Origin of the sequence: Acidovorax sp. 1608163, assembly GCF_003669015.1 — a bacterium.
GTDB lineage: Bacteria > Pseudomonadota > Gammaproteobacteria > Burkholderiales > Burkholderiaceae_C > Acidovorax.
In genome coordinates this window covers 166,744-181,948 of the sequence record NZ_CP033069.1, presented here as the reverse complement: position 1 = coordinate 181,948, position 15,205 = coordinate 166,744, and the positions used below count along the sequence as shown (strand labels likewise).

The 15,205-nt window shown below is 66.0% G+C and carries 10 protein-coding genes; 2 read left to right on the top strand and 8 right to left on the bottom strand.

Annotated elements, in window-relative coordinates:
* Positions 1 to 198: 198 nt before the first annotated feature.
* A complete protein-coding gene (locus EAG14_RS00765) occupies positions 199 to 858 on the top strand; it encodes a Crp/Fnr family transcriptional regulator (RefSeq protein WP_199173454.1) in 660 nt (219 codons plus the stop codon).
* A gap of 178 nt (positions 859 to 1,036) precedes the next feature.
* On the top strand, positions 1,037 to 1,738 hold the full coding sequence (locus tag EAG14_RS00760; RefSeq protein ID WP_121727766.1) for a Crp/Fnr family transcriptional regulator: 702 nt from the start codon (positions 1,037 to 1,039) through the stop codon (positions 1,736 to 1,738).
* A 127-nt stretch (positions 1,739 to 1,865) separates the two neighbouring features.
* Here EAG14_RS00760 and EAG14_RS00755 read toward each other — a convergent pair whose 3' ends face one another.
* The 8 genes from EAG14_RS00755 to EAG14_RS00720 all read right to left on the bottom strand — a co-directional run bounded on the left by EAG14_RS00755 (position 1,866) and on the right by EAG14_RS00720 (position 15,182).
* Positions 1,866 to 2,375 carry a BON domain-containing protein gene (locus tag EAG14_RS00755; protein ID WP_240456895.1) on the bottom strand — a complete coding sequence of 170 codons (510 nt, stop codon included), beginning with the start codon at positions 2,373 to 2,375 and terminating at the stop codon, positions 1,866 to 1,868.
* Positions 2,376 to 2,659: 284 nt separating this feature from the next.
* Positions 2,660 to 4,360, bottom strand: a complete 1,701-nt coding sequence (locus EAG14_RS00750) for an NAD(P)-binding protein (protein WP_121727764.1) — start codon at positions 4,358 to 4,360, stop codon at positions 2,660 to 2,662.
* A 2-nt stretch (positions 4,361 to 4,362) separates the two neighbouring features.
* Positions 4,363 to 5,355, bottom strand: coding sequence for a two-component system response regulator (locus EAG14_RS00745; RefSeq protein ID WP_121727763.1), 993 nt, complete (start codon positions 5,353 to 5,355; stop codon positions 4,363 to 4,365).
* On the bottom strand, positions 5,352 to 9,107 hold the full coding sequence (locus tag EAG14_RS00740; protein WP_121730226.1) for a PAS domain S-box protein: 3,756 nt from the start codon (positions 9,105 to 9,107) through the stop codon (positions 5,352 to 5,354). Before EAG14_RS00740 ends, EAG14_RS00745 begins: the two co-directional genes overlap by 4 nt.
* Positions 9,108 to 9,370: 263 nt before the next feature.
* A complete protein-coding gene (locus tag EAG14_RS00735; protein WP_121727762.1) occupies positions 9,371 to 10,942 on the bottom strand; it encodes a polyamine aminopropyltransferase in 1,572 nt (523 codons plus the stop codon).
* Positions 10,943 to 11,079: 137 nt separating this feature from the next.
* The gene (locus EAG14_RS00730) at positions 11,080 to 13,239 is read right to left on the bottom strand and encodes a TonB-dependent siderophore receptor (protein WP_121727761.1); all 2,160 of its coding nucleotides are present in this window, start codon (positions 13,237 to 13,239) and stop codon (positions 11,080 to 11,082) included.
* A gap of 152 nt (positions 13,240 to 13,391) precedes the next feature.
* Positions 13,392 to 13,613: a DUF350 domain-containing protein gene (locus EAG14_RS00725; protein WP_099657108.1), complete on the bottom strand. Its 222-nt coding sequence runs from the start codon at positions 13,611 to 13,613 to the stop codon at positions 13,392 to 13,394.
* A gap of 57 nt (positions 13,614 to 13,670) precedes the next feature.
* Complete coding sequence (locus EAG14_RS00720) at positions 13,671 to 15,182, bottom strand: DUF4178 domain-containing protein (protein ID WP_121727760.1); 1,512 nt, start codon at positions 15,180 to 15,182, stop codon at positions 13,671 to 13,673.
* Between the last annotated feature and the right edge of the window lie 23 nt (positions 15,183 to 15,205).

The following is a 15,205-nucleotide window of genomic DNA, read 5'->3' as shown; positions in this document are numbered from 1 at the left end:
CCCTATGTGCGGTACCGTACAGACTGCGCGCGGCCCAGCATCGCACACTGAGCTTCGCGCAGCGTGGCGGCACCCGGGGAGGCGTGCCGTCCCCCCGGGGTGCTGCCACGCCTCCTCACGACGACGAAGGGGCCCGCCATTCACGCCACCGATAACCCCCTGAACAACCGGCTGTTGGCCGCCCTGCCCCCAGCCGATATGCAACGCTGGCTGCCACTGCTGGAGCCTGTGGATTTGTCGCTCGGGCTGGTGCTGTACGAGTCCGGCGCGCACATGCCTTATGTGTACTTTCCCACCAGTGCCATCGTGTCGCTGCTGTATGTGCTGGAGAGCGGCGCATCGGCAGAGATTGCTGTGGTGGGCTTTGAAGGCGTGGTGGGCGTGTCGATTTTCATGGGCGGCGGCTCGACCCCTAGCCGGGCCGTGGTGCAAAGCGCCGGACGGGGCTACCGGCTCAGCGCCCAGGCCATCAAGGCGGAATTTGAGCGCTCGGGGCCCGTCATGCACCTGATGCTGCGTTACACCCAGGCCCTCATCACCCAGATGGCGCAAACCGCCGTGTGCAACCGCCACCACTCACTTGACCAGCAACTGTGCCGCTGGCTGCTGCTGAGCCTGGACCGGCTGCCAAGCAGCCAACTGGTGATGACGCAAGAGCTGATCGCCAACATGCTGGGCGTGCGCCGAGAAGGGGTGACCGAAGCTGCCATGAAGCTGCAAAAGGCAGGCCTCATCAGCTACGCCCGGGGGCACATCAACGTGCGCAACCGCCCTGGCCTAGAGGCACGCACTTGCGAGTGCTACGAGGTGGTGAAAAAAGAATACGACCGGCTGCTGCCCAAGGGAGTCGCCAGCTAGACCGCTGTGCGCACTGCGCTGTGTGCGGTATCAGACAGTCACACCCAACACAAGCGCCCACACTGAACGCAGACTGGCACGGCGTGCTGCCACCCCATCATGGAAGGGGCAGGCCACCGTGCAGTCCTCAGGCTGCGGCCCCTTCGGACTGCGCTGATTCCTTTGTGAAGCGCACTGCATGCACCGCCCTGAAAACAAACTCCTTCGCCAGCTGCCGCAGGCGGCACGCCAACAACTGTTGGGCCACTGCGAGCTGTGTGAACTGTCGTTGTCCACCGAGCTGAGTGTGCGCGGGCAGCCGCTGCGCCACGCTTACTTTCCGACCGAGGGGTTTTTGTCACTGGTGATTGATGTGGACAGCCACCCCGCGCTGGAGGTGGGCATGCTGGGGGCCGAAAGCATGCTGGGCTCAGAGCTGGTGCTGGGGCTGGCCGCTACCCCCTGGCGGGCGCTGGTGCAGGGCGCGGGGGCTGGCTGGCGCATTGGGACCAACGACCTGCGTGCGCAATGCGATGCCCTGCCCTCCCTGCAAAAGCTGCTGCAGGCCTGCCTGCTGGTGCGGCTGCACCAGCAAACGCTGGCTGCGGCGTGCCAGCGCTACCACCTGATTGCACCGCGCCTGGCCCGCTGGCTGCTGATGAGCCAGGACCGCTCACGCACCGAGAGCTTTCACCTCACACAAGAGTTCATGGCCCTGATGCTGGGCGTGCGCCGCGTAGGGGTGACGGAGGCCGCCAGCCTGTTCCAGGACAGCGGGCTGATCTCGTACCACCGGGGAGAACTCACCGTGCTCAACCGCAAGGCCCTGGAAGCCGAGGCCTGCAGTTGCTATGCGGCAGACAAAGACATCTACCAGCGCCTGATGCACGTGGGTGCGTAGGCGCTGGAGGGGATGGCGGGCTGAACACGTTGAATGGGAAGGGACGCGATGAGGAAGAGCTTGCAGGAGGCACAGCATGGAAAGGGCCAATGCCTCCCCCTTGCCCCGCGCAGCCTCTTTTTCACACTCAAGGCTTGATGAGCAACTCGTCCTGGATGCTGCCGATACCCAAAACACGGTAGGCCAAGGCCCTCATGGGCGAGACCGTGGGACTGTACGGCCGTCCGCCAGCATCGTCGGCAGCCAACGGGCTGCTGAGTGTGGGCAGCTCGTCAGGGGTGGACTGCGCGGCTTCCAACCCTTCATCGGGCCTGCCATAGTCCATCGCGGCGTAGGCGACGCCCGGCATGAAGATGAAGCTGTCCACCTTGTGCACGCCGCGCACGCTTTGGGCCACAAACACGGCCAGGTCGCGCTGGGTGGCATCGTCCACCCGGCCACTGAGCAACACCACGCCCTGGCGCACATCCACGCCGATGTAGATGCTGTTTTGCACGGGCGACAGCAGCAGCGCAGCCTTCACGCGCGAGGTCAGCACGCTGTCTTCCAGGTAGGCGCTGGGCGCCGGACTCACCAGCGCCCAGGAGGTGGTGGTGTCCACGTGCTGGCAGCCCTGCAAGGCCAGCAAAGCCAGCACGCCACCACAAAGGGCAACAGAGCGCGCGCGTCTGCGCGTGCGGCGAAGGCGTTGGATATGGTTTTTTTGGCGGCGCATGGAACAGACCCTCAGAAGGTAAAAGCCACCGGGCGGCAGCCTCTGCAGTCACTGTCTCACGCGGGGGCACCGCCGTCTGTTCGCAGGCGCACCATGGGTGCTAGCTACGCCACTGGAGCGCCGGCATCGCAACAGGGAAGTTGCAAACAAATTGCTATATTTTTAATAGCTTTTAGCGCTTTATTAGCAAGCGCCAGAGGGCTATTTCATCCCTGCCACAGCCCCGCCGCGTGCCCCCGCGTAAAAGCCTCTTCAAACACCGAGTAGCCCGACCAGTCGCTGTGCGCAAAGGCCAGCCGCGCGGTGGCCGGGGTGGGGATGGGGCGCTGGCGCTCTCCATTCAATAGCAGCTTGCGCTTACCCTGTGCGCCCTGCAGCCCGATTTGGCTTAAAAACTGCTGTACCCCCGGCACGGGGATGGACATGGCATGCCCGTAGCGGGTGACCTGCACGCGGGTGGCGCGCTGCAGCACGTCGGGGTGCGGGCCCGCCAGCGACGCCAGGGCCGCCCTGCCCCAATGTTCGGCGTTGTGGGTGGCCAGTTGCTGGCGCGCATCGGCCACGTCGCCCAGGGCCTGGTAGCAGGTGAGCACGGTGGGGCCGGGGCGGGGATCGAGCTTTTGGTGGGAGGCATCGACGTAGCCCAGGCCACCGGGGTTGGTGTCGCCGTAGATGACGTTGTCCCACGCCGGGGCGGCGCCGGGGCGGTCGGTCAGCGGCGCATTCAGGTGGATGTTGGTCACGGCCCAAGGCGCCCACTGCAGGCGCTGGGCGGCTTGCGCCAAAAACGCGGGGGGGCTTTGCACCACGCGGGCGGCCACGAACACGGGCAGCGCCACCACGCAGCGCGGCGCCTGCCAGCGCTCTACGTTGCCCGTCTGGTGGTTGTAGGCGTCCACCTCCACGCCACGCCGGGTTTCGGCAATGCGCAGCACGCTGGTGGCGGTGCGCAGCTGGCCTGCCGCCTTCAGCGGTGCGACGAGCTGCTGGGTGAGCCAGCCATTGCCCTCAGGCCAGGTGAGCACGCCTTCGCGGTCTTCGGCCACGGCCTCGCCGGGTGCGTGAAAGCCGTGGCGGCTGGCAAAGTAGTGCAGCCCGGCCCAGGCCGACACGCGGGCGATGCCTGCGCCGTAGTCGTCGCGGCAGCAGTAGTCCAGGTACCAGCGCAGGTGCGCATCGTCCAGGCCTTGCTGCTGCAGCCATGCTTCCAAAGTCATAGCGTCTAGCGCTTGATGGGCGGGCGTCAGGCCGGTTTTTGTATTCAATGCGGCAAACAGCGGCATGGTGAAGCGGGCGGCGCGGCTGGCGGCGTCTACCGCCTGGGCAAAGCTGCGGTATTGGGCCAGGGTGGATTCGCCCACGCCTTGCACGGGCAGCAGGCCTTCTTGCCACTCGTGCTCGAAGTACAGGCGCTCTTGCGGGCTGTGGCACAGGTGGCGGCCGCCCTCGCCGCCGTATTCCCAGCGCCCGGCCACGCGCTGGCGCAGGCCCAGTTCTTCGAGCAGGTCTTGCACCTCGGGCGCATCGTCGCCGGGCACGGGCAGGTAGTGCGCGCCCAGGGGGCAGGCCACGCCGTTGACGGCGCCGCCCCGGCTGTTGCCGCCTGCGGTGTCTTCCAGCTCCAGCAGGGCAAAGTCGTGCACCCCGGCCAGGCGCAGGCTGCGCGCGGCGGCCAGCCCCGCCACACCGCCCCCGGCGATGATGACCTGGGCACGGCGCACCACGGCGGGCTCTGGCAAGGTGCCCCGGGCCAGCAGGTCGCGCAGCGCGTGGCCACGCTCCATGTCGATGCCTGCAAAGGCGTATTCCAGCGCGGGCGGCGGGCTCTGGCAGCCGCTAAGCAGCGAGGCTGCAGACAGGCTGGCCACCGAGGCCGCAGCCCCGGTCACAAAGTGGCGTCGTTGCATGGTCAGTCGGCCCACTGGGCGCGGATCTCCAGCAGCTGGGGCAGCAGCGGGATGAACAGCGCCACCAGGGCCGGGTCAAAGTGCTTGCCCGCCTGGGCGGTGATGTGGTCCATGGCCTCTTGCACGGGCCAGGGCTCTTTGTAGGGGCGGCGGGTGGTGAGGGCGTCAAACACATCGGCCACGGCCACGATGCGGGCCGACAGCGGAATCGCCTCGCCCGCCAGGCCGTTGGGGTAGCCACTGCCGTCCCATTTTTCGTGGTGGGCCAGGGCGATTTCGCGGGCCAGTTGCAGCACGCCTGAGGGGTGCTGGCCAATGATCTCGGCCCCGATCTCGGGGTGGCGGCGCATGGTGTCCCACTCGCTGGCGTCCAGCGGGCCGGGCTTGCGCAGCACGGCGTCGGGGATGCCGATCTTGCCTACGTCGTGCATGGGCGCGGCGTTGAGTAGGTCTTCGGCCCAGGCGGGGCTGCAGCCCGCCGCCAGCGCCAGCCGCTGGGCAAAGTGGCTCATGCGGATGACGTGCAGGCCGGTCTCGTTGTCCTTGTATTCGGCCGCGCGGCCCAGGCGCTGCACGATCTGCAGGCGGGTCTGGCGCAGCTCGTCCATGCGCACCAGCGACAAATGCGTGCGCACCCGTGCGCGCACCACGGGCGGGCTGACGGGCTTGGTGATGTAGTCCACCGCCCCCGCGTCAAAGCCCGCCGTCTCGTCCTGGCTGTCGCTCAGCGCGGTGATGAAGATCACGGGAATGTGGGCGGTGGCGGCGTCGGCCTTGAGGGCGTGGCACACGGCGTAGCCGTCCATGTGGGGCATCATGATGTCCAGCAGCACCAGGTCGGGCTGCTGCTCGCGCGCCACCTGCAGTGCGCGCTCGCCGTCGGTGGCAAACAGCAGGCGGTAGTCGGCCTGCAACACATGGCGCAGCACCTGCAGGTTGGTGGGCTCGTCGTCCACCAGCAGCAGACGGGGGCGCTGGTCAGGGGCCTGGTTCATGCGGGGGTCTCCGTGGGCTCGTCGATCCAGTGGGTGCGCAGCTGCTGCAGTTGCACCAGCGCCTGGTCAAAGTCAAAAGTATCGATCGCTTCCTGCAGCCGCTCCATGGCATCGCCGGGCAGCAGCTGTGCCAGCACGTCCAAAGGCGGCTGGGCCAATTCCGATCGTGCCAAAGCCTGTGCCAAGGCCTGCGCCGCCGCCAGGGCCTGCGCGCGCTGCGCAGGCGCCAGCGGCGCGTGCTGGCCCACGCCGGGGGCGGGTGCGGCGGCGGCATCGGCCTCGCTGGCCAGGGCCTGCTGCACAGCCCGCATGGCGGCGGGCAGAGCGGCCACCAGCGGGACCAGGGCGGTGCGGTCCAGCGCGCGGGCAGCTTCCTCAATGCGCTGGGCCAAGGTTTGCAGCGGCACCAGCGCCAGGTTGGCCGCGGCCCCGCGCAGGCGGTGGGCCAGGGCCCGGGCGCTGTCCAGGTCGCGTTGGGCCACCAGGGCCTGCAGTGTTGCGGGGGTGGCCTCGTGCTCGCCCACCAGGCGCGCAATGGCATCGCGCAGCAGCGCGCGCTGGCCCCACAGGCGGGTGCCGCGCTCCCAGTCGATGACGCCCTGCGCCTGGGGGGCAGGCGCCACGGCAGGGCTGCTGAGCGCAGCCGCTGCGGTCAGTGCGCCCCAGTCCGAGGCCGCATCGGGCTGCAGGTTGAGCACCCGTGCGATCTCGCGGAACAGCCGCGCGGGCTCCAGGGGCTTGCTGGCAAAGCCGTCCATGCCCGCCGCGCGGGCGTTGCGGCGGTCTTGCTCCAGCACGCTGGCCGACAAGGCGATCACCGGCACAGGCTTGCGGCGCCGCGCCTGCTCAAACGTGCGGATGCGGCGCGTGGCCTCCAGGCCGTCCATGCCGGGCATTTGCAGGTCCATCAGCACCACATCAAAGCGCCCCTGTGCATACGCCTGCACAGCCTCTTCGCCGTCACGCGCCACGGTGACCTGGTGGCGGCCACGGTGGAGCTGGATTTGCAGCAGTTCGATGTTGGCGGGCACGTCGTCCACGGCCAGCACGCGCAGTGGTGGCAATTGCGCCGCATGGCTGGGGGTGGCCACGGCCTCGGTGGCCTGGCCGGTGGGCAAGGGCAGGCGCACGGTGAACGTGGTGCCCACGCCCAGGGTGCTGCGCACGCCGATGGTGCCGCCCATCAGTTCGACCAGTTGGCGGGAGATGGTGGTGCCCAGCCCGGTGCCACCAAACTGGCGGGTGGTGGACGCATCGGCCTGCGCAAAGGGGTCGAAGATGCGGTCCAGGTGCTGGGCTGCGATGCCAATGCCAGTGTCCTCGACCTCCATCACCAGCGAGCCGTCCTGGTAGTCCAGCCGCAGCAGCACATGGCCTTGCTGGGTGAACTTGAGCGCGTTGCCCAGCAGGTTCAGCAGCACCTGCTGCAACCGCAGCGCGTCACCACGCAGGTAGGCAGGCACCTGCTCGGTGGCCAGGCACTGCAGCTCCAGCTGCTTCTTGGCGGCATGGATGCGCAGCGAAGCCAGAATCTGCTCGCACACCTCCTGCAGCGAGAAGTCGGCAATCTCCAGCTCGACCGCACCTTTTTCGAGCTTGGCGGTGTCCAGAATGTCGTTGAGCAAACGCAGCATGGAGCGCGCCGCATGCTGCACCGTGCCCAGGTGGCGGCGCTGCTGGGGTTCCATGGGGGTGTCGAGCAGCGCTTCGGTGAAGCCGATGATGGCGTTCATGGGCGTGCGGATTTCGTGGCTCATGTTGGCCAGGAAGGTGCTGCGCGCGGCAGCGGCCTGTTCGGCACGCTCTTTGGCGGCGCGCAGCTCTTGCTCCATGGCGCGGCGCTCGCTCAGGTCGGTGGCAAATTTCACCACCTTGAAGGGCTGGCCCTGCGCGTCGAAGATGGGGTTGTAGGTGGCCTGGATCCAGATGCGCCGCCCGCCTTTGCCCAGGCGCTGGTATTCGCCACCGTCCAGCTTGCCATCGCGCAGTTGCTGCCAGAACTCGGTGTAGGCGGCGCTTTGCGCATAGGCCGGCTCGCAGAACATGCGGTGGTGCTGGCCCACGATTTCGTCCAGCCGGTAGCCCATGAGTTCGCGAAAATTGGTATTGGCCGTGAGCACGTTGCCTTGCAGGTCGAACTCCACCACCGCCAGGGCGCGGTCAATGGCGCGCACGGTGCTTTCAAACTCGGCGTTGCGCTCTTTGAAGACCGTCATGTCCATGATCACGCCGTCGATCCACTGCACCTCGCCATCGTCGCCCACCACGGGGCGACCGCTTTCAGACACCGAGCGCACACGGCCCTGGCGGTCCAGCAGGCGAAATTCAACGTGGTAGGGCCGGCGCTGCGCGATGGCGGCCGACACTTCTTCCCACAGGCGGGGCACTTCTTCGGGCAAGGTGAGCTGCGTGAAGTTGACGCGCCCCTCCAGAAAGTCCTGCGGCTGCCAGCCGGTCAGGGCCGTCACGGCATCGCTGATGAACAGCATGGTCCAGTCCGCGTCGTAGCTGCAGCGAAACGTCACCCCGGGGATGTTGCCCATCAAGGAGCGCAGGCGCTGTTCGCTGCGTTGCAGCTCTTGCTCCATGGCACGGCGCTGGCTCAGATCGCCGATGAAGCCCACAAACACCGGGTCACCATCGAGCCGCACACGCCCCACCGACAGGCGGATGGGCACGGTGCTGCCATCGCGCCGCAGGGCCTGCACCTCGCGGCTGCTGGAGCCCACAATGCTGCCGCCCTGGCCGCGGAGGTAGCGCTGCAGGTACCCATCGTGGCGCGAGCGGTCGGGCTCGGGCATGAGCATGGACACGTTCTGCCCCACCACTTCGCTGGGGTGCCAGCCCAGGATGCGCTCGGCCGCCGCATTGAACGACTGCACCAGCCCCCGCGCGTCGATCATCACGATGCCGTCTGCTGCGGTGTCGGCAATGGCCCGCAGGCGCGATTCGCTCTGGCGCACCTTCATGAACATCTGGCGGTAGCGCAGGCCAGCGTTGATGGCGACCACCAGCAGCCCGATGACCACCGCCACGCCCGCAATGGCCAGCGCCAGCGGCGTGCTTCCGGCAGAGGCTGCCAGCAGCTCGGGTTCGTCCGGGGCATCGATGAAGCGCAGGGCGGCCATGCCGGTGTAGTGCATGCCCGCAATCGCCAGGCCCATCACCGCGCCCGCCGCCCAGTTCAGGCGCTGCCTGCGCCAGCGCACCGCGCGCTCCAGCCCAAAGCGCACCCACAGCGCCACAATGGCCAGCAGCACCGCCACCAGCACCGATGCGGCAAAGCCCCAAGGGTCATAGCGCATGACGGGGGCCCACTCCGATGCCGCCATGCCGATGTAGTGCATGGCCCCAATGCCCGCACCCACAAACACCCCACCCGCCACCAGCGCCATGCGGCCCACCTCACGGCGCATCAACAGCCCCAGCGCCACCCACGAAGCCAGCACGCTGGGCAACATGGACAGCACGGTGGTCACTGCATCGAACCGCCCCCGGGCGCACACCGCAAAGGCCAGCATGCCAATGAAGTGCATGGACCAGATGCCTCCGCCCAGCGCCAGGGCCCCCGAGCCCCGGGCCAGTTGCCGGGTGAACCCCACATCGGCCCGGCGCGCCAGGGCGGCCATTTGCAGCGCCAGCACCGAGGCCAGCATCGCCATCGCCACCGACAGCGCCACCAGCCAGGGGTTGTGCTGCGCCCATAGCAAGGGGTAGGCCTGCGCTTTGCTGATGAAAAATTGGTCCAGCATGGAATCCACCTGTGTGATCGGAGCCTGGTGCGGTGAACAAAACCCAGCAAGGCAGCCTGGGCCAAGCGCTCAGTAGCCGGCCAGTCCTGCGCAGCAGAGCGGCGCCATGGCGCCAAGGGCGTTTTGTGAACCGCGCCCAAGGCGCTTGTTTCCAGCGGTTACCGCCTGTTTTTTGGCATGGTAGCGGGAATAACTGCACCGCATCGACAAAGCCTGAGCGCCCCACGTGAACACGGCGCGGTGTACACGCCGGGCAGCCAGGCTCAGTGCGCCACCACCTTGCCCCACTCACGCTCGTAGGTGTGCACCAGCACCTGGTTGGACAGGCGGTTGACCTCGGCAGGCACACGCGCCATGTCCAGCGGAAAGTCAAAGAGCAGCGGCAACGTTTGCGGGCTCAGGAACTGCAATCCACCGGGCAGCGCATCGGGCATGCGCCAGGGGCGGCGGCTGGCCAGCACGTAGCCCCACTCGCCAAAGCTGGGCACATGGGCGTGGTAAGGGGCCGTGCGCAGGCCCACCGATTCGATGGTGCTCACCACCGTCCAAAAACTCTGGCGCGCCACCAGGGGCGAGGTGGTTTGCACCACGGCGTAACCGCTGGCCGACAGGCGCTTGTCCAGCAGCGAATAGAAACTGTTGGTGTAGAGCTTGCCAATCGAAAAATTGGTCGGGTCTGGAAAGTCCACCACGATCACGTCAAAAGTGTCTTCCCCTTGCTGCAGCCACTGAAAGGCGTCGGTGTTGACGATGTGCACCTTGGGGTTCTTCAGCGCGCCGCCGTTCAGCCGCGCCAGCGTGGGGTGCTCGGTGAAGGTGCGGGTCATGGCCGGGTCCAGCTCGACCAGCGTGACGGATTCGACCGAGGGGTATTTGAGAATCTCGCGCACCGCCATGCCGTCCCCGCCGCCCAGCACGGCCACGCGCTTCGGACGACTGTGCGCCGCCATGGCTGGGTGCACCAGGGCCTCGTGGTAGCGGTACTCGTCACGCTCGGCAAACTGCAGGTTGCCATTGAGGAACAGCCGGTGCCCCGCCTTGCCGTGGGTGACCACAATGCGCTGGTAGGGCGATGCGGTGCTGTAGACCACGCGGTCCTGGTAGAACTTGTCTTCGGCCAGGGTGGTGATGTGGTCGGCCCCGGCAAAGCCCGCCAGCAGCGCCAGCAGCACCATCACGCAGGCCACCGCATGCGCGCGCAGCCGCCGCAGCTCGGCACGGAACAACCACACTGCCCACAGCGCCACGGCCGCATTCATCAACCCAAACAGCAGCCCTGTGCGGATGAGTCCCAGGTGCGGCACCAGCAGCAGCGGAAAGGCCATGGACACGGCCAGTGCGCCCAGGTAGTCAAACGTGAGCACCTGCGACACCAGGTCCTTGAGGGCGGTGTTGCGCTTCAAGATGCGCATGACCAGCGGAATCTCCAACCCCACCAGCGTGCCCACCATGAGCACCATGCCGTACAGCAAAAACCGAAAGGCCCCCGGCGCATACGCATTGGCCAGGAACAGCGTGGCGGGCAGCGCCCCGCCGATCAGCGCCACCAGCAGCTCAATGCGCAAAAAATGCGCGGGCAGCTGCCGCTCAAAGTACCGCGACAGCCACGACCCCACGCCCATGGCAAACAGGTAGGTGCCGATGATGGTGGAGAACTGCAGCACCGAATCGCCCAGCACATACGACGCCAGCGCCCCCGCCGCCAGCTCGTACAGCAGGCCACAGGCCGCCACCACGAAGACGCTGATGAGCAGGGCGATGTCGATGGGGCGGGGGCCTGGGGAGGGCAATTCGGGCGCCGTAGCGCCCGCAATGGAGTGGGGGATGGAAGACATGCGAAGGAGACCGGGCAATGCCCTGACAAATCAGCCCAGTATTGTGGGGGTGAATGCCTTGTCCCTCTGCAACAAACCCCGGAGCCAAAGACCGGTATGGCGTCCCTGCACAGACGGGGTGCTGCCGATACCGAGTCTCAGAACTGGTAGTTCACACTCAGAAGCACGCTGCGGGGAGCACCCGGCATGCTGGACGAGCGCCAATACTCCTTGTCCAACAGGTTGGACAGAGCCAGTGTGGCGCTCCAGGGGGCAGCACGCCAGCCGACCAGGGCGTCCCAGCGGGTGTAGCCGGGCAGGCGGGTGGTGTTGGCCTCGTTGGTGTAGCGGCTGCTGGTGTGCGTCACGCCCAGTTCGCCATACCAGGCGCCATCGGGTGCGTAGCGCACGAACAGATTGCCGTTGCGCTTGGCGGTGTCACGCAGGTTTTTGCCTTCGTTGGCTGGCACGCTGCGGTCCTCCACTACCTTGGCGCTCATCAGGCCAACGCCACCACGCACATACCACGAAGGCGCCAAGCGACCTGCTGCACTCCACTCAATGCCGCGCGAGCGCTCCTTCCCTCGCACCATGTAAAGCAGAGGGTTGTTCACGGGCTCCGGCTGGTAGCGAATGTTGTAGTGCTCCAGTTGGTACACAGCCAGCTGGGTAGACAACTTGCCATCCAGCCAGTCGCTCTTGATACCGGCCTCCATCTGACGTGAGTGCTGAGGTTCTGCATCGAACACAGCATTGGGAACCACGGATACCCCCAGCAACCCACGCCCTCCGTAGGGAGAAAAGCTCTTGCTGTAAGAGGTGTAGAGACTGTGGTCACGCACAGGCTGCCAGACCAGCCCAACACGCGGGCTCACAGAATCCCCGCTGGACGAGCGCTGGACTCCACTGAGTTGGTTCAAGGTGGTGAAGTCAAAGCTGTCGTAACGCCCGCCAAGCAGCAACTTCCACTGCGGAGCCAAGTGGATGAGATCTTGGGCGTAGAGCGCTTTGGCTTGCGCTTCATGCAGGTTTTGCTGCGACGGCGCGCCTTGCACGGGGCGCACGGCGTTGAGCACCGGATTGAACGGATCGATCGACCCATTGCTGTTGGCCGTTGAGAACAAGCGGGGGTTACGCACCTCTTCACTGTGTTCCAGTCCCACCAACAACTCATGGCGCATGCCCGCCAGATCAACCCGGCCAGTGAGGTCCAGGGTGTGATTCGTCGTCTTGTTACTGGTCTGCTGCCAAGCGTAGCTTTGGCGGACGCGACCGGGGTTGGCGCACGCCACGCCCGCGGATGTACGCCCCTGCGCATTGCAGTACGTGCCCGCAAAGTAGTGGTCAAAGTCTTGACTGGCCTCGCGCTTGCTTGCCACCCAGCGCAGGCTCCAGGCCGCGTTGAAGTCGTAGCTCAGGTCCGAACGAAGCACACGCAGGCGGTCTTCCACGTAGTCTCCAGGCTGCGCAAACCCCTGCCGAATGGACACCCCCGCTGGCAATTGATCGTATGCAGGCCCACGGTCGGGTACACGCCACACGTTGTCATAGGTGTATTGACCCGTCCAACGCAAGCCTGTGCGCGTGTCCACCGTGATGCTGGGCGAAACCATTTCGTTCTTGTTGCGGATGCCACTGCGAAAGCTGTGCGCCTGCTCGCGGTCCGCGGTCACGCGCACGGCCACGTTGGGGTTGATGACTTTGTTGATGTCCAGCGTGCCGCCGTAGTTGTCCCACGAGCCACCTCGCAGGGTCAGGCTGCTCTTGGCATCAAAGCGTGCCTGTTTGCTGACCATGTTGATCACCCCACCGCCTGCGCTGCGGCCGTACAGCACCGATGCGGGGCCCTTGAGGATTTCAATGCGCTCGACGTTCGCGGTGCTGCGGCGCACCTGGCCGCTTTCGCGCACGCCGTCACGGTAGATATCGCCCGAGTCCGCTGCAAAGCCCCGGATCATCACGCCCTCGCCGCGCATGTCATAGCTGGTGTTGACGCCCGGCACGCCGTCGAGCATGGTGGCCAGGTCGTTGATGCCATAGCTTTTGTATTTGTTGACTTCCAGCGTGTCGATGGTTTGCGGAATGTCCTTGGGCGCCATGTAGGTTTTGGTGGCGGTGGTCACGCCTTCGGGGCGCACATCGTCGGGGTCATATTGCGCACCCGTGACCTGCACAGCCGGCAGTTCTGCGGCCGTGCGCAGAGTGTCTTGCGCCAAGGCCTGGCCGCCCCAAGAGCCAAAACCCACTAAAAGGGCTGCGCCCATGCGGCCCAAAGGAAAACGGGCAGCCTTGCTGCCCGTGCTGGAATCGATTGCCATGTCAACGTCCTAAATAGCGCGCGCTTCTTTGCAGGAGGCGCCAAATACTGAACGTCACATTTTAATGCAAATGAGAACAATTATTATTTAATAATTTACCAAAGCGACACATTGAAGCCACACAGCGCACAGGCCTGCGCGCCAACGACACATCAATGGATCGCGGCCGCCACGATGATGCTGATGCCCAGGCACATGGCGGCCACCACCAAGCCCAGGGCCTGGTTCTGCTTTTCCACGATTTCGCGCCACAGGTCATAGGGGGTGATCTTGTCCACCACGATGAAGCAGACCCAGAAGATGACGACGCCGATGAGTGCGTAGAGGATGGACCCGAGGAACGCTGCGGGCTTGAGCCATTCGATTCCGACCATGGTGGTTGCTCCTTGAAAAGAGGGAAAGACTGAGAGTTTTGGAATGACAGCCGCAGGCTACTTGTGCCCGCCGCCGGAGGAATACCCGCCGTACGAGCCGCCCGAACTGCGGTAACCCGATGAGGAGCAGTTCTCGACCCGTGGGTCGCAGCTGGAGCAGCGGCTCATGAGGATGAGCACGATGATGATGACCACCGCGATGAGGATGATGGTGCCGCAGCCCATGCCCGACTTGGCCACAAAAGGGCCGGTGTCGTCACGCTGGAGCACGTCCTTCTTGTCGTCGAGCTTGAAGGCCTTGGCCACCGTGTCGCTGCTGAGCTTGTCGCCCGACGACCAGGTGATTTCGTTGGCGCTTTGCTCCAGCGACAGCAGGCCTTTGCTGCTGGCGAAGTCGCGGTTGGAGGTTTTCTGGCCCCGGCTCACTTGCCAGTAGAACTCGCCCAGCACGTAGGTGGTTTCAGCCTCGTAGGTGTATTTGAGGTCGTACTTGGTGCCCATGTACGTGGCCGAGCGCCCACTGGAGGCCAGCTGCGGCGCGCCGGTGGTGGGGCGCACCATGCTCCAGCCTTCTTCGGAGTCGACCAGGAACGCGAAGCCGCGCTTTTGGTTGTAGAGCAGGTACTCGCTCCAGCCAAAGTGCTCGTCGTCGCCAGGCTCCACGCCCATGCGGTGCTGAAAGCCCACCACCTGCCAGTGCACGCCCTGCAGCTGCCCTTTGGTGCCCAGTGGGATGATGGGCTGCACGGGCTCGTCCTGCACGGCAGCGCGCAGCTCGCCGCCCACGCCACTGTCCAGGTTGATGAGGCTGGCGCACGAGCCGCAGGTGAGGCTTTTGGTGGTGGACAGCTGCACCTGCACCGGCGCGCCGCAATGCGGGCAGTTGAACTGGCGGCCTTTTTCTTCTTTGGCCGATTCGTCCTTGAGGCCTTGCAGTTGCAGGTCTTCGAGCAGCACCGAGGTGCCGCGTTCCACATTGGGCGGCGTGTGGCCGTAGTCGATGCTGAGCACTTCGCCATCGGCGCTGCGCAGTTCCACCATGTCAAACGGCTGGCCCAGGGGCGGCAGTTTGGGCAGCTCGCCCTGGGCGGACAGCAGCTGCGCGCTGCCACTGAAGGCCACGCTGTAGCTTTTGCCGTTGATGGCCGTGGTGGCCCCCAGGCGAAAGCGGCTGGCCTCGGGCAGCTCACGGCCCGGGTTGATCTTGCGGGTGAAGACGTAGGCGCCGTTGTCTTCGCCCAGGCTGGCCATGGTGCCGTCTTGCAAAAACGCCACCCACTCGGTCCAGACCCCGGCCTCGGTTTTGTACTGCAGCCGCCCGATCAGGGTGAAGGGCTGCTCTTTGCCATCGAGCTTGGCGCGCCCGCTGGCCATGAGCTGCAGCGGGCTGTGGTCGTCGAACAGCTCGGCCATCTTGCCCAGGCGCGTGAGCACGTCGCCGCTGCGCACCACAGTGCTTTGGCAGTAGCCGCACACGGCATGCGTGGATTGCGCGCTCTTGAATTCCACCGGCGCGCCGCAGCCGGGGCAAGGGGCGCGGTAGGCGCGCTGGGTTGGGTCTGTGGCCATGGGCAGGCGATGGGAAGGCGGTG